Source organism: Halalkalibacter sp. APA_J-10(15) (assembly GCF_023017105.1).
In the GTDB taxonomy this organism is placed as follows: Bacteria; Bacillota; Bacilli; order Bacillales; family Bacillaceae_D; genus Halalkalibacter.
In genome coordinates this window covers 125,999-145,311 of the sequence record NZ_JALKEV010000001.1, presented here as the reverse complement: position 1 = coordinate 145,311, position 19,313 = coordinate 125,999, and the positions used below count along the sequence as shown (strand labels likewise).

The 19,313-nt window shown below is 39.4% G+C and carries 23 protein-coding genes; 15 read left to right on the top strand and 8 right to left on the bottom strand.

What is annotated here, in order from left to right:
* The first annotated feature begins 181 nt into the window (after window positions 1–181).
* The 4 genes from MW695_RS00730 to MW695_RS00715 all read left to right on the top strand — a co-directional run bounded on the left by MW695_RS00730 (window position 182) and on the right by MW695_RS00715 (window position 4,046).
* Window positions 182–1,027 (top strand): ABC transporter ATP-binding protein, encoded by an 846-nt coding sequence (locus MW695_RS00730; RefSeq protein WP_247101713.1) that lies wholly within the window; start codon window positions 182–184, stop codon window positions 1,025–1,027.
* Window positions 978–1,916 (top strand): iron-hydroxamate ABC transporter substrate-binding protein, encoded by a 939-nt coding sequence (locus tag MW695_RS00725; protein WP_247101710.1) that lies wholly within the window; start codon window positions 978–980, stop codon window positions 1,914–1,916. Before MW695_RS00730 ends, MW695_RS00725 begins: the two co-directional genes overlap by 50 nt.
* Before the next feature lie 112 nt (window positions 1,917–2,028).
* On the top strand, window positions 2,029–3,039 hold the full coding sequence (locus tag MW695_RS00720) for a FecCD family ABC transporter permease (protein WP_247101706.1): 1,011 nt from the start codon (window positions 2,029–2,031) through the stop codon (window positions 3,037–3,039).
* Window positions 3,036–4,046 carry a FecCD family ABC transporter permease gene (locus MW695_RS00715; protein WP_247101705.1) on the top strand — a complete coding sequence of 337 codons (1,011 nt, stop codon included), beginning with the start codon at window positions 3,036–3,038 and terminating at the stop codon, window positions 4,044–4,046. The genes MW695_RS00720 and MW695_RS00715 overlap by 4 nt, the downstream gene beginning before the upstream one ends.
* 29 nt (window positions 4,047–4,075) lie before the next feature.
* Here MW695_RS00715 and MW695_RS00710 read toward each other — a convergent pair whose 3' ends face one another.
* The gene (locus MW695_RS00710) at window positions 4,076–4,219 is read right to left on the bottom strand and encodes a hypothetical protein (RefSeq protein WP_247101703.1); all 144 of its coding nucleotides are present in this window, start codon (window positions 4,217–4,219) and stop codon (window positions 4,076–4,078) included.
* 282 nt (window positions 4,220–4,501) lie between these two features.
* Window positions 4,502–7,996: a choice-of-anchor I family protein gene (locus MW695_RS00705; RefSeq protein WP_247101701.1), complete on the bottom strand. Its 3,495-nt coding sequence runs from the start codon at window positions 7,994–7,996 to the stop codon at window positions 4,502–4,504.
* Between the two features lie 204 nt (window positions 7,997–8,200).
* Between MW695_RS00705 and MW695_RS00700 the strand changes: the two genes are divergently transcribed.
* The 6 genes from MW695_RS00700 (at window position 8,201) to nagE (ending at window position 13,891) form a co-directional block, all read left to right on the top strand.
* Window positions 8,201–9,481, top strand: a complete 1,281-nt coding sequence (locus MW695_RS00700; RefSeq protein WP_247101689.1) for a phytoene desaturase family protein — start codon at window positions 8,201–8,203, stop codon at window positions 9,479–9,481.
* A complete protein-coding gene (locus MW695_RS00695; RefSeq protein ID WP_247101686.1) occupies window positions 9,478–10,359 on the top strand; it encodes an RNA polymerase sigma-70 factor in 882 nt (293 codons plus the stop codon). The genes MW695_RS00700 and MW695_RS00695 overlap by 4 nt, the downstream gene beginning before the upstream one ends.
* 162 nt (window positions 10,360–10,521) lie before the next feature.
* The gene (locus MW695_RS00690; RefSeq protein ID WP_247101683.1) at window positions 10,522–10,827 is read left to right on the top strand and encodes a Rossmann-fold NAD(P)-binding domain-containing protein; all 306 of its coding nucleotides are present in this window, start codon (window positions 10,522–10,524) and stop codon (window positions 10,825–10,827) included.
* A gap of 192 nt (window positions 10,828–11,019) precedes the next feature.
* Window positions 11,020–11,511: a PTS sugar transporter subunit IIA gene (locus tag MW695_RS00685; protein ID WP_247101680.1), complete on the top strand. Its 492-nt coding sequence runs from the start codon at window positions 11,020–11,022 to the stop codon at window positions 11,509–11,511.
* Window positions 11,512–11,535: 24 nt separating this feature from the next.
* Window positions 11,536–12,354 carry a PRD domain-containing protein gene (locus tag MW695_RS00680; protein WP_247101678.1) on the top strand — a complete coding sequence of 273 codons (819 nt, stop codon included), beginning with the start codon at window positions 11,536–11,538 and terminating at the stop codon, window positions 12,352–12,354.
* Window positions 12,355–12,442: 88 nt separating this feature from the next.
* Window positions 12,443–13,891, top strand: a complete 1,449-nt coding sequence (gene nagE / locus MW695_RS00675) for an N-acetylglucosamine-specific PTS transporter subunit IIBC (RefSeq protein ID WP_247101675.1) — start codon at window positions 12,443–12,445, stop codon at window positions 13,889–13,891.
* Between the two features lie 64 nt (window positions 13,892–13,955).
* Here nagE and MW695_RS00670 read toward each other — a convergent pair whose 3' ends face one another.
* From MW695_RS00670 to MW695_RS00650, 5 genes are all read right to left on the bottom strand, one after another.
* A complete protein-coding gene (locus MW695_RS00670) occupies window positions 13,956–14,576 on the bottom strand; it encodes a DJ-1/PfpI family protein (protein ID WP_247101672.1) in 621 nt (206 codons plus the stop codon).
* Between the two features lie 124 nt (window positions 14,577–14,700).
* Window positions 14,701–15,171 (bottom strand): hypothetical protein, encoded by a 471-nt coding sequence (locus tag MW695_RS00665; protein WP_247101670.1) that lies wholly within the window; start codon window positions 15,169–15,171, stop codon window positions 14,701–14,703.
* 43 nt (window positions 15,172–15,214) lie between these two features.
* Entirely contained in the window at window positions 15,215–15,343 is a 129-nt protein-coding gene (locus MW695_RS00660; protein WP_247101667.1) for a cyclic lactone autoinducer peptide, read from the bottom strand.
* Window positions 15,327–15,956 (bottom strand): accessory gene regulator ArgB-like protein, encoded by a 630-nt coding sequence (locus MW695_RS00655; RefSeq protein WP_247101665.1) that lies wholly within the window; start codon window positions 15,954–15,956, stop codon window positions 15,327–15,329. The genes MW695_RS00660 and MW695_RS00655 overlap by 17 nt, the downstream gene beginning before the upstream one ends.
* The gene (locus tag MW695_RS00650) at window positions 15,956–16,843 is read right to left on the bottom strand and encodes a sensor histidine kinase (RefSeq protein WP_247101663.1); all 888 of its coding nucleotides are present in this window, start codon (window positions 16,841–16,843) and stop codon (window positions 15,956–15,958) included. Before MW695_RS00650 ends, MW695_RS00655 begins: the two co-directional genes overlap by 1 nt.
* A 136-nt stretch (window positions 16,844–16,979) precedes the next feature.
* Here MW695_RS00650 and MW695_RS00645 point away from each other — a divergent pair, with 136 nt between their 5' ends.
* The 4 genes from MW695_RS00645 to MW695_RS00635 are packed head-to-tail and all read left to right on the top strand — an operon-like array spanning window position 16,980 to window position 17,804.
* Entirely contained in the window at window positions 16,980–17,312 is a 333-nt protein-coding gene (locus tag MW695_RS00645) for an ArsR/SmtB family transcription factor (protein ID WP_247101661.1), read from the top strand.
* A gap of 4 nt (window positions 17,313–17,316) precedes the next feature.
* Window positions 17,317–17,571 (top strand): hypothetical protein, encoded by a 255-nt coding sequence (locus tag MW695_RS00640; protein ID WP_247101659.1) that lies wholly within the window; start codon window positions 17,317–17,319, stop codon window positions 17,569–17,571.
* Window positions 17,572–17,587: 16 nt separating this feature from the next.
* Window positions 17,588–17,722 (top strand): hypothetical protein, encoded by a 135-nt coding sequence (locus MW695_RS22615; protein WP_260505815.1) that lies wholly within the window; start codon window positions 17,588–17,590, stop codon window positions 17,720–17,722.
* Window positions 17,715–17,804: a DUF2651 family protein gene (locus MW695_RS00635; RefSeq protein ID WP_247103045.1), complete on the top strand. Its 90-nt coding sequence runs from the start codon at window positions 17,715–17,717 to the stop codon at window positions 17,802–17,804. The genes MW695_RS22615 and MW695_RS00635 overlap by 8 nt, the downstream gene beginning before the upstream one ends.
* Before the next feature lie 166 nt (window positions 17,805–17,970).
* On the opposite strand, the gene MW695_RS00630 is transcribed toward MW695_RS00635, so the two are convergent.
* Window positions 17,971–18,519 carry a hypothetical protein gene (locus tag MW695_RS00630; protein ID WP_247101657.1) on the bottom strand — a complete coding sequence of 183 codons (549 nt, stop codon included), beginning with the start codon at window positions 18,517–18,519 and terminating at the stop codon, window positions 17,971–17,973.
* A 138-nt stretch (window positions 18,520–18,657) separates the two neighbouring features.
* Here MW695_RS00630 and MW695_RS00625 point away from each other — a divergent pair, with 138 nt between their 5' ends.
* The gene (locus MW695_RS00625) at window positions 18,658–19,263 is read left to right on the top strand and encodes a TetR/AcrR family transcriptional regulator (RefSeq protein ID WP_247101654.1); all 606 of its coding nucleotides are present in this window, start codon (window positions 18,658–18,660) and stop codon (window positions 19,261–19,263) included.
* Window positions 19,264–19,313 lie beyond the last annotated feature (50 nt).

The window sequence follows — 19,313 nt, the reverse complement described above, 5'->3', positions numbered from 1 at the left end:
CGCCACATATCATTAAAATACAAGTAAGAAATGACAGAACTTTTATTTTCTTCACACAAGATTATCAAGCTCTCAGACTCTCAAAAAATACTATTGACATAAGGACTGTTTTAACTTTATAGTATTCTCATAATCGAAATCGAGAATCATTATCACTAATTTGTCGATGAGGAGGCAAATCATGACTCGTCTTTTTACAGATAACATTCAGGTTGGTTACGGGGAACAGCCCATTGTGAAAGGGATCAGTATTAGCATTCCTGATCAACAAATCACGACTATTATTGGACCAAATGGATGTGGAAAATCAACGTTTCTTAAAGCCATTACGAGAATTATTGCTCACCAAGGTGGTGATGCCATTCTTGATGGGAAACCCATCGCTCAAGTACCAACCAAGACGCTTGCAAAGAAGATGGCAATTTTACCACAAACACCGGAAAGTGCTAGTGGTTTAACTGTAGGTGAACTTGTTTCTTATGGACGATTCCCTCATCAAAAAGGGTTTGGTCGCTTAACAAAACGGGATTATAAGGTAATAGATTGGGCACTAGAGGTAACCGGTACGAGTGAATTCAAGTATCGGTCAGTCGATGCTCTATCGGGTGGTCAGCGGCAGCGCGTATGGATTGCCATGGCACTTGCCCAAGAAACGGACATTATTTTCTTAGATGAACCAACGACTTACCTTGATATGGCTCATCAGCTCGAAGTTCTTGAGCTGTTACAACGTTTAAATAAAGAAGAAAGACGAACGATTATTATGGTTCTCCATGACCTTAATCAAGCAGCACGTTTTGCAGATTATATGATTGCTTTAAAGGAAGGCGTTGTCGTAAAAGCCGGTGATTGTGAAGATGTCATTCAACCGAATGTCCTTCGCGAAGTCTTTCAAATTGATGCTGAAATAGGCCGAGATCCACGGACAAATAAACCGATGTGCATAACGTATAACTTAATTAAAGGAGAATCACCTAATGAAAAAGCACCTAATCTTATTTACTCTGCTGTTAGTGGCGATTATTAGTAGCGCCTGCAACAGCGAAGCGTCTAAGCCGATTGATTCAGATGAAGCTAACGAACAAACAGAAACAACTCACGACGACACGATTACATATGAGTCGGAAAATGGACCTATTGAGGTACCCGCTAACCCTGAAAGAGTTGTTGTTCTCGCTTCCTTTAACGTTGGTAGTGTCATGGCACTTGATGTTAACTTAGTAGGTGTCGATACTTGGGCAATGAACAATCCTCGCTATGCTCCTTATTTAGAAGGCGTAGAGGAAGTAACGGATGAAAGTATTGAGAAGATTTTAGAGTTGGAGCCTGATTTGATCATTGCTGACCCGACCAATAATAACCTCGATCGACTAGAAGGTATCGCCCCAACCGTGACTTATACGTATGGACAAGTCGATTATTTAACACAGCATTTAGAAATTGGTAAGCTTTTAAATAAAGAAGCAGAGGCACAAGCATGGATTGATGACTTTAAGCAAAGAGCCGAAGCAGCAGGAGAAGAAGTGAAAGATGTACACGGTAAGGATGTAACTGTATCCGTCATTGAAAGCTTTGATAAGCAACTCTATGTGTTTGGTGACAACTTTGGACGAGGGACAGAAATCCTTTACCAAGAAATGAATCTTGACATGCCAGAAGCGGTTAGCGAAGTGGCTCTAAATGATGGCTTTTACGCACTATCACCTGAGGTGTTACCTGAATATGCCGGTGACTTTATTATTTTAAGTAACGACGGTGAGGATAGCTCCTTCCAGGAAACAGAAACGTACCAAACGATTCCAGCCGTACAAAACGATCGTGTCTTTGAAGCAAACGCAGCCGAATTCTATTTTAATGATCCTATTACGCTAGAATTCCAGCTTGACTTTTTTATCGAAAGCTTTTTAGATCAGTAAGATAAAGGTATTAGAACTATCGTGAAGGAGTTACTTAACCGTCGTTTAGGTAACTCCTTCTCATCATATATCAATCCTATCATCGATACTTAAGAGAAAAGAAGCGAGGACTATGACAAATAGAAAGACAGGCATCTTCTCATTTACAACTAAATTCTTATTCAGTCTCCTAATATTTGGTATCACCTTCATATGTGCAATGGTATTAGGAGCGGCCGAAACAACCATTCGCGATGTATGGTTCGCCGTAACGACAAATGAAAAGGATTCGACCTTAATTATGCTTCGTGAAATGCGCTTTCCTCGTGCCACCGCTGCTATGATCGTCGGAGCTGCATTAGCTGTTTCTGGTGCGATTATGCAAGGAATTACCCGAAATCCATTGGCTGATCCTGGTTTGCTCGGTTTATCAGCTGGAGCGAATGTTGCTTTAGCTGTTACGATTGCGTTTATTCCTGCTGCTAACTACTTCGGTGTGATGATTGCCTGCTTTATCGGTGCTGCTATTGGAACGATTATGGTGTTAGGAATTGGTGCGATGAAGCGCGGAGGCTTCTCTCCATTCAGAATTGTTTTAGCTGGCGCTGCCGTTTCTGCATTTTTAACAGCAATCGCTGAAGGAATTGGCCTCTATTTTAAGATAACAAAGGAAGTATCAATGTGGACATCAGGTGGACTTGTAGGGACAACGTGGAGCCAGCTTGAGGCGATCACCCCTTTTGTTTTAATTGGGGTCATCATATCTCTTCTTCTATCGAAGCAGCTGACCATTTTAAGCTTAAATGAAGAGGTTGCTGTCGGTCTCGGTCAACGTACAACTCAAATTAAGGTCGTTCTCTTTATCGTTATCGTCATTCTGGCAGGTGCTGCTGTAGCGCTTGCTGGAAACATGGCCTTTATCGGTTTAATGATCCCTCACATTGTGCGAGCCATCGTAGGAACGGATTATCGCTTCATTTTGCCGATGTCTGTCATTTTTGGGGCTTCATTTATGCTCCTTGCTGACATGGCAGCACGAACAATTAGTGCACCGTATGAAACACCGGTTGCTGCTATTGTATCGATATTAGGTTTACCTTTCTTCCTCTTCATCGTTCGGAAAGGAGGGAAAGCATTCTCATGATTCATCCAGCAGTTATAAAAAGACAACGTCTTCTCATCGGCCTTCTACTATTACTTATTTTCTTAACAGCCTTTGTTGGAATTGGTTTAGGCTATTCCTCTGTCTCATTTAATCGTATTGTTCCAACCATTCTAGGGCACGGAACGTTTAAAGAAGAGTTTGTCTTTTTTTCAATTCGTTTACCGCGAATTATTGTAACGATTTTAGCAGGAATGGCACTCGCATTATCGGGAGCCATCTTACAAGGAATTACTCGTAATGATTTAGCCGACCCTGGAATTATTGGTATTAATTCAGGCGCTGGTGTAGGCGTCGCTGTTTTCTATTTATTCTTTCCGATTGATGCAGCAACCTTCACATATTTATTACCATTAATCGCCTTTATGAGCGCGCTCTTAACAGCCGTCGCCATTTATGCATTTTCCTATAGCCGTCAAACAGGGCTTCGGCCTGTCCGCCTCGTTCTAATTGGAGTTGGATTTTCAATGGCGCTCTCGGGCGTTATGATTGTTTTATTCTCATCGGTCGACCCTTTTAAGGTGGATTTCATTGCTCGCTGGCTTGCAGGAAACATATGGGGAGATGATTGGCCTTTTATTTGGGCGGTTCTACCTTGGCTCATTCTATTGATTCCTTTTACATTATATAAAGCGAGTCGTCTCAACATTCTCAGCCTCGGTGAACAGGTAGCCAAAGGCGTCGGTATCTCGCTTGAAAAGGAACGTATCCTATTATTATTAACGGCTGTTGCTCTTGCTGCTTCTGCCGTATCTGTAACTGGTGGTATTGCCTTTATTGGACTTATGGCTCCACATATGGCTAAAGCATTAGTTGGACCACGTAATCAGCTCTTTCTACCAGTTGCTTTATTATTAGGAGGATGGCTTCTCCTTCTAGCCGATACAATAGGTCGGAATCTCATTGACCCTGATGGTCTGTCTGCCGGTATTATGGTAGCCTTAATCGGTGCACCGTATTTTGTTTATTTGCTAGTTAGGAAATCATAGATTAAGAAAAACGCGATAGCGTCTTATCTTTAAAAGCATTGCGCGAAGCCGTTAATTGGGTTTAGCTCATAAATGCGTGTATCAAGCGTGAACGACAGCTTTTGCGAAGCAGCTTGACAGTGCCAACCAACAAAGGCAATCCTCATTCCGCTATTTAAGCTAAATGAGTCCAATAGGGGCCATAAAAGCCAAAATAGAAGAATGAGGAACCGTATAACGACATGAAACAGGGAATGATGGAGGAAATAGAGGAATAAGGAACCGCATAGAGTGCGGAGCCGTTACAACGAATTTAAGTTTTTATGAAAGCGGAGTTCTTTCATAAAAATGTGTAACGCGCGAAGCTAACGACATCTGCGAATCCGCCTACATCTTCATCGATTCTTCACTAACTGACATCACACGTAAAGAAACGCTCAAAGTCTTTAGTTATAAGACTTTGAGCATTCCCTATTTCACGAAATCGGTACTCGACGATAGACCATTAAACCACATACTCCCGTCATAACAAACATCAAGCCTAGTATGAACCAGCTATACATATTTGTTGCTGTATTTGGTAACGACCCTTCTTTCACAGTTTCTAATTGATTATCTTCACTGTGCTCTGAAGGACCTTCCCCGCCGTCACCAGAAACTGGTATTACTTTTTTCTTTTGATCATCTTTGTTTGTTGAATCTGAGTCCTCTATTGGCTCTTTAGGATCTGGTAGTGGTTTACGATCAAAATCAAAATCCTCCTCTGCCCCTTCTACGATACGCCCTTCTACTGTATCGTAAGGAGCCTGTACCGTACCGATTTGATCTAAATAATCCGTAAAGACATCGTAATCCGGTATGAAGAGCTCCGTCATTCTCCCCTCATCTTGCGCTTGCTTAAACATCGTATAACCATCCCCGCCGTCTGCCGCAAATGCATTAGTCGCAACCGTATAAGTATGATCAAGCTTTATTGGTTCATAGCCCTTTTCCGTTTCGACTTCTACGCGAAATACACGCTGAAACGCTGGTTCATTTCGATCAAAGTAAAAACGTAGCCCTGCCACTTGCAAAAAGCGCCCATGCCCATCCTCAATTGAACTTACACTTAACTCCAACGCTTCCATAATCTCTTCTCCTGTTAATTCAAGTGTGACTAATGTATTGGCATAAGGTAGCACTGTTAGCACATCACCCAAAGTAATACCACCTTCTGCTATGGATGCCCGTATTCCACCGGAATTTTGTAGGGCTATTTGTGCATCAACACTTTCTTTGGCCTTCACTAGCATCCCATCAGCAATCAAATTTCCTAAATTCGTTTCTTGCGTCCGAATATGCTCACGCTCACCATCAAGAAATACAGCGGTTTGTCCAACGACCTGCTGCTTCAATTCCTCAATTGGCTGCTGTAGCTCGGCTAAGCGCTCACGTGCAATTGAATCCTCCTCATACTTAAACTGACCTTCCGCATTTTGCTCATCGACTTTAATCAATGTCCCATTCCATGACTGAAGGACACCTTCCTCATCAAACTCAACGTCTAAACGTCCAAGATATTCTCCGTATTCCTTTGCTTGGACTACAAGCGTCGGTTCAGTATGCTCAAGAAATACGACAGGCTCCTCAAGCAACGTATGACTATGCCCTCCAACGACAATATCAATTCCTTCTACTTGCTTAGCTAATATCTCATCATATCGATAGCCAAGATGCGTCAATGCAATAATTTTATTTACACCTTCATCTTGAAGTCGTTGTACCGTTTCCTCTGCTTTTTTCAAATAATCCTCGAATTTAATATGAGCACCAAGGTTGGCAATGAAAGCTGTATCCTCTGTCGTCAATCCAAAAATCCCCACACGTTCACCATTAAACTCTTTAACTATCGCTGGATAAACTCGGCCTTCTTTTCCTGGGCTTCCTATTTGATCAATAAACAAATCATTAAAGACCGGCTCTCGGCTATAATTAATATTCGCACTTACAAATGGAAATGATGCATTCTTTATAAAATCAGCTAACACTTGTGGTCCCTTGTCAAACTCATGGTTACCAGGAACCATTGCATCATAGCTAGCCATATTCATAAATTCAAGGTCCGCCTGCCCAAGATATTGATTAAAAAATAGCGTCCCCGAAAATACGTCTCCTGCATCAAGCAGCAAGGAATGTTGCACTTCCTCACGAATCGAACGGATCGCTGTAATTCGACGCGGAACTTGATCTAAGTGGGCATGGGTATCATTTGTATGCATAATCGTCAGCTCAAATAGACCATGTTCCTCATCATTGATCGTTGACACTTCATAGATCGACATCGTTCCCGACACTTCATTAGCTGCTAATAATAGCGGTTTGCCTGTTGGGCTATCAGCTTCTTCAACGAACATCAGCCCTTCTGTTCCGAGGTCACCTGCTTGTCCACTCGCTGGGTCCTTCGTGAAATCACGACTATTATAATAGGTCACAAGCTTTGGATCGTGTGGATCGGTCACATTATATACGATAATTCCTCCAACTCTTTCTAAGCCAATAAACGCATAATACTGCTCGTTAATGACCCCAATCTTCACATCCTCAGGCTCTGGCCCCTTATCATCACTACGAGTTTCCCCAGTATTCTCAGTGTGATTCGCATTAAAATGGCTCTCCCCAAGATAATGCAAAACCACACGTTCAAACTCACTTCCACTGTCAAAGACAAGCTCCATTGTACTAGCATCCCAAATGGAAAATGAACGTGCACCAAAGCTGTAAAGCGCTTCGTATTCACCATGCTCATTTTTCCCCATTTCAGAAGTTATACGGAGTCGCCCTAGCTGCTCATCATTAAATACCCCATTTGCCACCATCTCGTCAAGCTCAGCTTGAGAAAAGCCTTGATAATAATCCGCATTTAAAGCAACCTGATGACGAACATTCTTCGCTCTTAATTCTTCAGAAAAACCATCATAGTCACGTGCGTCCCCTTCATTTGCCGTTACAATATAACGTGTCCCATTTCGTTCTAGTAAATCAATACCGTCTGGCTGATACATTCCGAGCACCGGCCAAGACTTAATCGCTACCTCTCCATCTCGATCAGAAGCATCTAACGCATTTTCAAGCAATGAGTGATCTTTAAATCCTAGCCCATGAACATAATCAAATTGCTTCGTTTCTAGGTTCAGTGTCGCAATCGCATTATTTTCTTGTAAGGACACATAGGCGACCTTACTATCAGGTGATACAACGATATATTCAGGTTCAAAATCCTTTGCTGCATCTGCCCCCGGACCAAAGATACGCACCTGTTCATCTATTTGCTCTGCCTTCAACTGACTAAACCCAACTGTCACGACGTGTTCTTCCATTACATGAGGGCCATCTGAAACATCAATAATCGTCACTGAGCCCTCAGGATCAATCGTATATGCATCATTCGGCTCACCTTCATTCGCTACTAAAATCATTTCACCGTTAGGGCTAAATGTCACCATATCGGGTAGCGCTCCTACTTCAACGTGAGTTATCACTTTACCATCAGGATAAGCAAGAACGACTCGTCCATAATCGGTTCTTGGTTCAGCAGGTACACTAAATGCTATGAAATCGCCACTAGGATGAATCGCAACACTCGTAATATCGCCAACTTGAAATCCAGCACCCAAATCTAGCTCACTCACTTGAATACGACCTTTCCTTTCCAATAGAAGATTCACATCACCAATAGTAGAAAGATCCACAATATCAATTGCATAATGCGCCCCATTAACAATAAACGCTTGTTTCGTGTAACGATCAAAGGTTACAATCTCTGCTCCACCTTGGTTAAAGCCTGCCCCACTATCATAACGCCCAATAAGCTCCAGCTGTATTTCCTTTGTCGGTGACAGACCTTCATCTAGAGCGACCACTTGAGATGATAATGGATACAGCAACAGCTGTACAACGAGCATACTTGCAAGAAATAAACGTAAATTAGCCACGTTTCTCGTCCTCCTTTTCTCTATTCATCAAGAATTTTAATGGACAAACAATAAGCACATTTAAAATACGTAAAATTCATGTAAAGAATGAACATAGATTCTATATTTTCGTACGACATTTCTTGCATTAGTATGTACAGCTTTGTCACAAAATGTGACCACTCATCGTCATAGAGGGTAAAAGGAACAAAGGAGAGGGTATGTATGGAGAAAAAGCAATGGGATATTATTATTATCGGTGGTGGGTTAGCAGGGTATGTTGCGGCAAACTATTTAGCAAAAGCAAATTTATCAACATTAATTCTGGAAAAGTCAAAGGAAATCGGCGGAAGAGCACGAACCATTAATAAAAAAGGATACCTTTTTAACTTAGGGCCACATGCTCTTTATCGTAAAGGTAAAGCTGCAACTATTCTTGGGGATCTTTCGATTGAGTTAAAGGGGCGTTCACCAGCAGGAGGCGGAACAATCCTATATAACCAAGTCGACTATTTAGCACCTTTTTCGTTTTTAAATGTATTAAGAGGCTCTTTCCTTTCAATAAAAGAACGATTTGACTGGATCAAAGTGGTCACTAGCTTTAACCGAATCAACCAATCAAAAGTCGAAAATCAAACATTTCAGCAATGGGTCGAACAAACCACTGCCTCCCATCGTGTTCAAGCACTTATTTATGCATTGGCAAGGCTTGCTACTTACTGCCATGCTCCAGAGCTAGTCAATGCAAGAGTCGTTCTTTCACATTTATCATTAACATCGGGCGGAACACTTTATTTAGATGGCGGATGGCAGCAAATAATGAATCAACTTCACGACAAGGCTCTTCTCTTCAACAGTATGGTTCAAACAGACACTACTGTTACGAAACTTGAGTTGAATGATCAGCAACAATGGCAGGTCGAAACGAACAATAACGAAACGCATGTCAGTAACTTTGTCCTATACACTGGAGCTCCCGAGCACTTACAGCAAGTGACCAATCAGCAGCTTAACAGCTCCATCCCTCCTATCATTCCGATTAAAGGAGCAGCATATGACATTGCCTTATCTACATTACCCGATCGACACGAGCTTTTTGCATTAGATTTAACAGATTCGTTATATTATTCCGTCCACTCAACATATGCCAAGCTGGGACATCATAACCATATCGTCCTGCACCTCTTTAAATATCTTCACCCTACAGAAGATAAGAATACACAGAAGGTGAAAGAGGAGCTAGAGCAATTTCTAGAAAGGCTCCAGCCTAATTGGAAGCAACACGTTAAGGCGAGCCGGTTCATGCCGAATATCACTGTAAATCAACGTTTACCGCAGTTAGGTGAAGATCACTATTTCAATAATCAGGAAACCGAGCTGCCCCGATTGTATGTAGCGGGAGATTGGGCGGATCCACAGCTCATCTTAGCAGAAGGAGCTATTAATAGCGGAAAAAATGCCGCACTGGAAATTATTGCGAAAAATCAAGGGGGAATGCAACAATGAACATCAGTCAAGAGGAATTTATAAAATATAAACCACTTCTCTTTTCGTTAGGCTACCGTATGCTTGGCTCTGTTACCGATGCTGAGGATCTCGTTCAAGAAACGTTCTTACGGTGCTATCAAATCGACACCATTCAATCAAATCTAAAGGCTTACCTCTGCAAGGTGATGACAAATTTATGTATCGATCTATTAAAATCATCCCGTTATAACCGTGAGCAATACACCGGTGAATGGAACCCAGAACCTTTACTAGTTAGTCAAGACGAACCTTCCTTTCATGCCATCCAAAAGGAAGGACTGTCCATCGCTTACTTACGAATGATGGAGCATTTAAGTCCTTATGAACGTGCTGTTCTTATATTAAGAGAGGCGTTTCACTTACCTTATCAAGACATTGCAAAAATGATTCATAAACAAGAAGCAAACTGCCGAAAGCTATTTAGTCGAGCGAAAACGAAAATCTCTTCTGTTGAAGCCGAAAGCCTCAGCTATGACCAAAATCGCATCCTTATTGAACGTTTTATTAAAGCCTTTCAAACACAAAACATTGCTGAACTCCTTCAACTGCTCTCAGAAGACGTAACGCTTTATTCAGATGGTGGTGGCATTGTAAAAGCAGCTATACGGCCAATTAAAACCCAGTCACATGTGCTCGCCTTTTATAATGGGATTATCCGAAAGGCCAAGAAAGATTTCCGTGTGTCTATTCACAATCTAAACGAGCAACCGACCATCGTTATTTATATAGATGATACGATCTTTAGCGTTATAAGCTTTTATATAAGAGATCAATGCATTAATGAAATGTATATGACAAACAACCCTAACAAGCTCAATCATCTTCAACCCGTTTTAACGATACCAAAAGGAGACTAACCTTATGGAGCAAGCGTGGCATACATTATACAAACAGCTTCAATCCATTACCTCCATTCCTTTAGAGGAGTGGAACATATTTAAAGCATTAGGCAGTTTTCAAAGAATCGAAAAGACTAAACATTTTGTTATAGCTAGTGAAACTCCTGAATCAATAGGATTTTGTTTAAATGGACTTTTTCGCTTCTATTACACAACAAAGCTGGAATCCACCTTTTCACAAAGGCACTGCGCTATCAGTTAGAAGATACGAACATTCATGTATTCGAGGTCATTCCCCCTGTTGTTGATACCGAGATGACAAAGGGAAGAGGCAAGAACAAAATGACAACCGAACAGCTTACAAATGAGTTCATTAAAAAGTTTAAAAACAATCATTATGAAATGGAAATAGGCAAAGTAAAGCTATTAACAACGATCAATCGCTGGTTTCCGCCCATTGCAGAGAGGATATTAAAAAAGATGTAATCGTTATTGCCTCTCTAAAAAAATTATGTTAAGATACATTTAACAATTACAAAAGACGAATCACATGTGACTGATTCGATCAGGCATGGTGGTAGTTAAAGAAAGATTTTTATGCTCTTTCTTAACATACCCCCATGCCTTTTTTGTATACAAATATCCGCTACCTTTACAGCAAGGAAAGGAGTTTCTATTATGTTAAAAAAATTTTTTACAAAAATAAAAAAGGTTGAAATACTTTCCCCTATGACTGGAGAACTAGTACCACTAGAAACTGTGCCAGATCCTGTCTTTAGTCAAAAAATGATGGGCGAAGGTGTAGCTATTATTCCACATACCGGAGAGGTTCGATCACCAATTGATGCGGAAGTCCTCCAAGTAGCCCCGACCAAACATGCGATTGGCCTTAAAACCATTGACGGAACAGAAATCCTTATTCATATCGGTCTGGATACCGTACATTTAAAGGGGGAAGGCTTTACTATACATGTAGAGAAAGGGAGGTTTGTGAAAAGAGGCGAGCTTTTAGCAGACGTTGACGTTACCTTATTAAAAGAGCGTGGCAACCATATTATGACACCCGTGATCATCACAAATAATGCAAGTACCAAACATGTATATAAGTTCCACGAAAATAAAAACGTAACAGCAAACGAATCTCTTATCATTTCATATGAATGTACATGAATACAGTGAGAGGAGGTGACTAGCTTGAAAATTAAAAAGATATTAAACAATAACGCCGTTGTTGTTTCAGATCACGGGCAAGAAAAAATCGCAATAGGAGGAGGTATTGCTTACCATAAAAAAAGAAATGACATTATTAAGCCGAATGATGTTGAAAAACTCTTCGTATTAAAGGAAAACGAGAAGCTCCAACAGCTTCTATTGCGTATTCCCGAACAACACTTTATCCTCTCTGAAGATATTATCGATTATGCAGAAAAAGAGCTCGATACAAAGCTGAATGAACATATTTTTCTTGCTTTAACTGATCATTTGTCATTTGCGATTGAGCGAGAGGCACAAGGAATTCATTTAAAAAATAAACTTCTTCAAGAAATAAAAATACTTTACAAAGATGAATTTGCCATTGGAATGTGGGCCATTAAACATATTAAAACGACTATCAACGTAGAAATGCCTGTTGATGAGGCGGCGTTCATCGCACTCCATATTCATACAATGAAAATCCAAGGAGGTGATATGAAACAAACCGTCAGACAAACGGCTATTTTACGCCATATGGTTGATACAATAACACAATTCCTTGACATCACCATTAATGAGGATGACCTGTCGTATGAGCGATTAATTACTCATCTTCGCTTTGCACTAACTCGCATGAATCAGTATAACACCCATTCAATGGATAACGAGATGCTCACAATCATTAAGAAAAAATTTGCCCATTCTTATCAATGCGCTATTCACGTTCAACAAGAGCTTATTTCCTTACATGGAATCGAATTGCCTGATGAAGAACTCGGTTATATTACACTTCATATTGAAAGATTACAAAAAAAATAACCGATACATGATCTAAAAATAGAACAAATATCGCTTTGTAAGAAAACGCTTTCATTTATATAATTATATGATTTAAGGGGGAATTCTCATGATGAAATATTTACAAAGACTTGGCCGTTCTTTAATGCTTCCTGTTGCCGTTCTACCAGCAGCAGCGATCTTAATGGGTATTGGTTATTGGATTGATCCATCAGGATGGGGAGAAGGAAATGTGATAGCGGCCTTCCTTATTACAGCCGGAAGCTCCATTATTGACAACATTCCAATATTATTCGCTCTCGGTGTCGCTCTAGGGATGGCAAAGGAACGCGACGGCTCAGCTGCGTTAAGTGGTCTCGTTGCCTATCTTGTTATTACCACTTTGCTTTCTCCAAATTCTGTAGGGATGTTAACTGGAGTAGAGCTAGAAAATGTCAACGCTGCTTTTGACAATATTGGCAATGCGTTTATTGGAATATTATCTGGCTTAGTAGCAGCGAACATGTACAATCGCTTCAGCAACGTTCAGCTCCCAGATGCACTTGCCTTTTTCAGCGGAAAACGACTTGTACCTATAATGACATCTGTCTCTATGCTTATCGCTTCTGCGATTTTATTCTTTGTTTGGCCTTTTGTTTATTCTGGACTTGTATCATTCGCTGAAGCCATTAGTACGTTAGGAGCGATCGGTGCTGGATTGTATGGCTTTTTCAATCGCTTATTAATCCCAACCGGCTTACATCATGCCTTAAATTCCGTGTTCTGGTTTGATGTTGCAGGTATAAACGATATCGGAAACTTCTGGGCAGGTACAGGCGAAAGAGGCATAACCGGTATGTATCAAGCGGGTTTCTTTCCAATTATGATGTTTGGATTGCCAGCTGCTGCACTAGCGATGTTCCATACTGCTAAATCAAAAAGAAAGAAGCAAGCAGCTTCATTATTACTTGCCGCTGCATTTGCCGCTTTCTTAACAGGAGTAACAGAGCCAATTGAATTTGCCTTTATGTTCTTAGCTCCAGCTCTATATGTCGTTCACGCTGCACTCACAGGATTATCTCTATTTATTGCAGCAACATTCCAATGGACTGCTGGGTTTGGCTTTAGTGCTGGGTTAATCGACTTTGCTTTAAGCTCAAGACTACCACTAGCTAATCAGCCCTATATGTTACTCCTACAAGGTCTCGCATTTTTCATTGTTTATTATGTTTTGTTCCGTTTCTTAATTGTGAAATTTAACTTGAAAACACCAGGACGTGAAGATGAGGACGTTTTAGAAGCTTCGAAAAGTGAATCTACAACTGAAGCCGGACAAACAACCGCCATAATGGCAAAGGAAATCTACGAAGCATTAGGTGGAGACAAAAATGTCTTGTCCGTCGATAACTGTATTACACGTCTCCGACTAGAAGTACGTGAAATGGATAATGTCGATCAAGAACGAATCAAATCAACCGGAGTCCCGGGCATTTATGTCATCGATAAGTACAATATCCAAGTCGTGGTTGGAACAAACGTGCAATTTGTAGCAGATGAAATGATGAACCTGAGAAAGTAAATAGTCAGCAAAGAGGCTTTGTCCGTGTTAAACCGACGGGACAAAGCCTTTACTCTTCATTAGCTCAAGAGCATGATAATTCAATTTCATACTCCATTCGTCTCGCTGTTTCAATAGCAGCTTCTTTTCCGTGTAATCGAGAAATAAGATAAAAAGACATATTGATCCCTGCTGAAATCCCTCCGGAAGTGATAAGTGCTCCCTCATCAACAAACTTAACTCCACGTTGGACTGATACAGAAGGGAATTCTTGTTCTAATCGATCGATATCCATCCAATGGGTTGTTGCTTTCCTTCCATCAAGAATACCGGCTTTAGCAAGTAGGAGCGCACCTGTACAGACGGACGTCATAAACTCTACTTTCGGTTGTTGATGTTGAATCCATTCAATGACTTTCGGATTATTTATTTCAATCTCTTCAGCGCCATACCCTCCAGGAATAATCACAATATCCAATGCAGGGTGATTAGCAAAACTATAATCTGGTTTCACCTTTAATCCATTTCTCGCCGTTACTAATTCGCCACTTTCTGAAATGGTTTTTACAACAAACGGCTTTTCATTAGAATGCAGTATAGACGTAATAGAAAAGACTTCAAATGGCCCTGCAAAATCTAATACTTCTACCTCATTAAACAATAATATACCTACTGTACGTTGTGGTATTCTCCTCATCTCTCGCATGCTTTAGCTCATGCTCCTCTCACTCTCAATTATATTCCAACAACATCACCGTTTATTTAAATTAAAAAAACCTACTGAAAAGTATTGAACTCGGTAGGTTGAATCAAAAATATGATCAAGCAAATTATCGTCTCGCAAAAGCAGGTAATCGAATCGTCCAGTGCAACTTATGTAAGACCCACGCAATGAGCAAAATTGGGATTTGAACCATTGTGAAGCTTGCAGCAATTCGTATCCAAGGATCAGCAAAAAGCTCCTCATAGCTAATTGGGTAAAATTGAATAAAAGAAAAGGTTAATGTTAATTCAAAAATAACTAAGAATAAATAAGACGTTAATGTAATCATTACACTAATTAATGGGTGGTACCGGAAGATAAGCCATATGAGCAAATAAAAGCTTAATAAACTCAAAAAAGGCTTCAAGGAGTTTTGCATGTATAAACTAAATATAAATACAAAAGCTCCTTGAATCACAGCAAATAACAAAATTGACTTTAACTTCTCTTTAATCGGTAATCCAAATAAAACAAATGCTACTACTAATAAAACGAACGTTTCAGGTAGTGACATAAATAAATAGCTGTACCATGACATAAAACCGCTCCTTAGAAGACCTTCACATTGGTGCTAAAAAGTATTACTGTTCTTTTTCAGGTGGTTCAGGCTGATAAAGGAGAAAAGCAGAGGCCGAGCTAATCTCTGTCTTAGACACAAACACAATAACACCGACTAGTGACGCAAGTACTACTTTAGCTAACCTTTTCATTTTGAGTCCTCCATTCTATTATATTCTCCACCTTCCTAACAATTTTATAGGAAAGTGGAAGAGTACTACTAAGTTGAAAGAGTAACCCTAACACAGAAGCCCAAACGATTTCAGCATTAATATTAACTAGATTATAAATAAGTATAACCCAAATAAACAAGAGAATGAAAGCAAATTGTTGTAATTTTTTTCTCTGTTTTTTAGTACTTTTTTTATAGAAATGATTAGAGGGAGCATATAAATAAATGCAAAGCAATCCAACTATGAACACAATTGAAATGGAAATGAATAAAAATTGTTCATTATATTGAACCATTACTTTAGAAGCAACAAATGAAATCGCTGTCATACTTAGCAAGCCTGCTATAAAGCATCGGAAATACGTCGAGTAATGATACCCACCTGTTGCCATTCGAAAAATAGAAAAGGTTAACAATGTTGCTACCATAGCAGGAACCACCCCTAGGATAAATGCAACCCCCATAAGGCAAATCCACTTCAGCATACCACCTAAAATAATCTCCAATCCATAACGCACGTGTTCTATCTCTTGTTGTCGATTCGTATACATGCATAACCTTTTTGCTACATATCTACTTATTTTGGTTATCATCATTTTTCTCCTTTTGGAAAAACTAAATGAAACACAACAATAGATTGTTCACTTTTCATATGGAGCGTTCCCCCATATTTCTTAGTCACCTCCTGAATAATTGATAACCCAAACCCTCGAGGTTGGCTAGAGCCCTTCGTCGAAAACCCTGATTTCAAGAAATCCCCATCTAATTGATGAGCACAAGAATTTCTTACGATAATATCGTAATGATCCATTCCCTCGGCCATTTCAAATGCAATCATTTGTTTATCCTTTATCAATTCAATCGTTGCTTCATATGCATTATCTAGCAAATTACTAACGAGTCGAAGTAAATCCGTCGATGTAAGACGCTTTGTAATCCCCTCACTTGAAATATCGATAGAGAAAGGAACCTTATGCTTTTGATATAATTCCATTTTTGAAAATAAGATGGATGCTAGAACCGCATTTTTAATCGATAATGCTTTATTATTAATCTTCACTTCACCTATGACCTCATTAATATACTTGACAGCGCTTGTATAATTCTCAATTTTTAATAAGCCTGCTACAACCGTTAAGTGATTGTTAAGGTCATGACGATCAGATCGAACAGAAGCCACTAACGCCCGGAACTGCTCTTCGTGAGTGGATTCCGTATATTTGATTTGTTTTGTTTCTTCATTTTTTAATAGTGTTACAACTAGAACAAGAGAACCGATATTTAATACACACATTAATATAAAGTGTATAGGAATTCCATATATCTCCATGAGCTCACCAAAAGCAACCCATGAACCGATTAAAAAAAAGTTCAAAATAACTTGCGCTAAAATAAATACGATTAATATGAATATATGCATAGCCATTTTGTTGATCAAATGTGTTTGGTCTATTGTGGTCATGCACAATATCCAATCCAATCGATACTCCTCCTATTATAGTTAACTTAATTATAACATTTATTTGTAGTTCCTTTTACATTTCAAATGAAAAAGATTTAATTTATCTATTACTTTCCATTGAAAGATAATAGAACCTGTCATAAAATTATTACATATGAGACAAATACATAATGGCGATGAATTACTAAACGTTCTAGAGGCCCTTTCTAATCCTTACCGACTTAAAATCATTTCGATCTTATTCAACAAAAGACCATACGTCAGTCAATTGGCACGAGAGCTAGCCATAAGTAGGCCGTTGCTCTATCTTCATTTGAAAAAATTAGAGGAGGCTGGACTTGTTACAGGGCAACATGAAATAGCAGCAGATGGGAAGACGATGAAATATTATGAATTGAACACTTTTCATATCCCTTTAGATGAACAGTTCATTACACAAATGTCTTGGAGCCTTACAGTAAAGCCGAAAAAAGAAAGAGGTGATTAAATCAGTGGATTCTTCCATTCATTTAGGATCAATTCTTTATCAATTAGTCGCGTTTCTAACCATATTACTACCCCTTGCTCTGTTCATCTTCTTAATCATCTATGTGATACGTATTGTGCGACGCACGGAACGACGTGCTGAAGAACGGTTGAGAATCGACCAAGAAATAACAACATTACAGCAACAGCAAATGAATGCCATTCAAGATATGAACAAGAGACTTGAAGCGATCGAGGACACTCTTAAGCAAGTGGATTAAGGAGGGTTTTAGGTACATGGAGTTTATTTCAGTATTAGTCGTATATCCTATTAGTCTTATTCTAGCTTCTATAATAGGCTACATTCTATCTCATAAGTGGATGCTAATGCCTATACTAACATTTATCGTATTTAACATTTACCATCTTTAATCCTTCATTCTTCGTTTGGGTATTGATTTATACGCTTCTTTCCTTGTTAGTAAGTTTAATGATGAAAAAGGTGAATACATAAACAGGGTTCAACAAACCGTACGCTAACTCAATGAGCAAATACGAAAATAATGTACATGTACACTATGAATACTGTCTTGGCAATTTCGCACCTCCAGGTGTGAACCAACATTCAAATGGAGGTGCTTTTTTGATCAAATTTGTATAGCTCAACACTAATCTGCTCACTACTTTTTCCGGCGTAGGTACACAATTTCTCCTATGAGAAGAGGCGCAATAAAGAATACAGCAAAGACCGCCCCAAATGCAACCCAAGCAAACATTATAACACCTGAATCGTTTACTTGAATCAGTCGTTGATAGACCCAAAATAACGAGACAAGGAAACTTATCATTGCCATACAAAATGGCCATATACGAGAATGTCCATTTGCCACACTAGTATATAAAATTAACATGACCGGGAGAAACAAGCCCAATTCGTAATCACTCAAAATGTATGCACAATAAGACAACGTCGTGATAATTAAAGCAAGAGTAGGTCGTATGTTTTGCCAAAAAAGCGAAACGCATCCTACAAACACCAATACAAACGCCATCCAATCCGTCTCTCTTGTCACTATCCAATGATCAACCGGATTCAAGGGTTCACCCGTTACACTGGCGTAAGTTGCCAACAATTCAATAGCGAGCACGACAAGAATTAATAGCCTATTGAGAGTGTTTGATCGAACAGACTTTGAAACAGTTATACTCACACCATTTTCACTTTTCATCTTTTTCACTCCAGAATTTTATTTTTGAGTGAGTGATCACTCATTTTTAGGTTGACATAGAGTGAGTACTCACTCATAATAAAAAGTGTACTCGCGATTTTATTTATTGTCAAGAAATTGAAAGGCAGGGATCCCAAATTGGAGTTACGAGAAAAAATCATTCAAGCAGCCAAAGAGGTTATTCAAACAAAAGGACTTTCACGAACGACCACTAAAGAAATTGCTCGCTTAGCAAATTGCTCTGAAGGCTCAATTTATAACAATTTTGAGAATAAAGAAGATTTATTTTTGTATGTTTTAAGAGGAGAGCTAAGAAACTTAATGAGTGCTTTAACGATTCTTCCAGATCGAATAGGAACAAGAACTGTAAGAGAAAACTTGGAGGAAGTCGCCATTATCGCCCTTGAAGACTACTATCGTTCAATGCCTTTAATGGCATCTATTTTTTCCGATCCTTCATTATTGACTCGTCAGAGAGAAGGATTTAAACAGCGTAATGAAGGCCCTCATCGAGCAAATGAAGCCATTGAATCTTACCTTCACGAAGAACAACTAATCGGCAGATTGTCATTAAGTATTAATCCGAGAGCTGCTGCTGATATGATACTTGGTAGTTGCTTTCAATATGCATTTCAAATGAATTTTCTAGGAAATGAACATTCAGATTCAGAAGCAATTATAGTAGTTTATCGTACGTTGGACACTTTATTTCGACAGATAGATGTAGACTATGATTGTAGCTAGATTTATTTTTCTGGAGATCATCGTAGACGTCTAGAGAGGTTTAAATACAG

Bases quoted from the DNA above. Each gene is read 5' to 3' on its own strand.
- MW695_RS00700 (WP_247101689.1), top strand. From the start codon at position 8,201: ATGGAGAAAAAGCAATGGGATATTATTATTATCGGTGGTGGGTTAGCA.
- MW695_RS00655 (WP_247101665.1), bottom strand. From the start codon at position 15,956: ATGATAACCAAAATAAGTAGATATGTAGCAAAAAGGTTATGCATGTAT.
- MW695_RS00630 (WP_247101657.1), bottom strand. From the start codon at position 18,519: ATGAAAAGTGAAAATGGTGTGAGTATAACTGTTTCAAAGTCTGTTCGA.
- MW695_RS00720 (WP_247101706.1), top strand. From the start codon at position 2,029: ATGACAAATAGAAAGACAGGCATCTTCTCATTTACAACTAAATTCTTA.
- MW695_RS00725 (WP_247101710.1), top strand. From the start codon at position 978: ATGAAAAAGCACCTAATCTTATTTACTCTGCTGTTAGTGGCGATTATT.
- nagE (WP_247101675.1), top strand. From the start codon at position 12,443: ATGATGAAATATTTACAAAGACTTGGCCGTTCTTTAATGCTTCCTGTT.
- MW695_RS00695 (WP_247101686.1), top strand. From the start codon at position 9,478: ATGAACATCAGTCAAGAGGAATTTATAAAATATAAACCACTTCTCTTT.
- MW695_RS00670 (WP_247101672.1), bottom strand. From the start codon at position 14,576: ATGCGAGAGATGAGGAGAATACCACAACGTACAGTAGGTATATTATTG.
- MW695_RS22615 (WP_260505815.1), top strand. From the start codon at position 17,588: ATGGAGTTTATTTCAGTATTAGTCGTATATCCTATTAGTCTTATTCTA.
- MW695_RS00660 (WP_247101667.1), bottom strand. From the start codon at position 15,343: ATGAAAAGGTTAGCTAAAGTAGTACTTGCGTCACTAGTCGGTGTTATT.
- MW695_RS00685 (WP_247101680.1), top strand. From the start codon at position 11,020: ATGTTAAAAAAATTTTTTACAAAAATAAAAAAGGTTGAAATACTTTCC.
- MW695_RS00715 (WP_247101705.1), top strand. From the start codon at position 3,036: ATGATTCATCCAGCAGTTATAAAAAGACAACGTCTTCTCATCGGCCTT.
- MW695_RS00645 (WP_247101661.1), top strand. From the start codon at position 16,980: ATGAGACAAATACATAATGGCGATGAATTACTAAACGTTCTAGAGGCC.
- MW695_RS00665 (WP_247101670.1), bottom strand. From the start codon at position 15,171: ATGTCATGGTACAGCTATTTATTTATGTCACTACCTGAAACGTTCGTT.
- MW695_RS00730 (WP_247101713.1), top strand. From the start codon at position 182: ATGACTCGTCTTTTTACAGATAACATTCAGGTTGGTTACGGGGAACAG.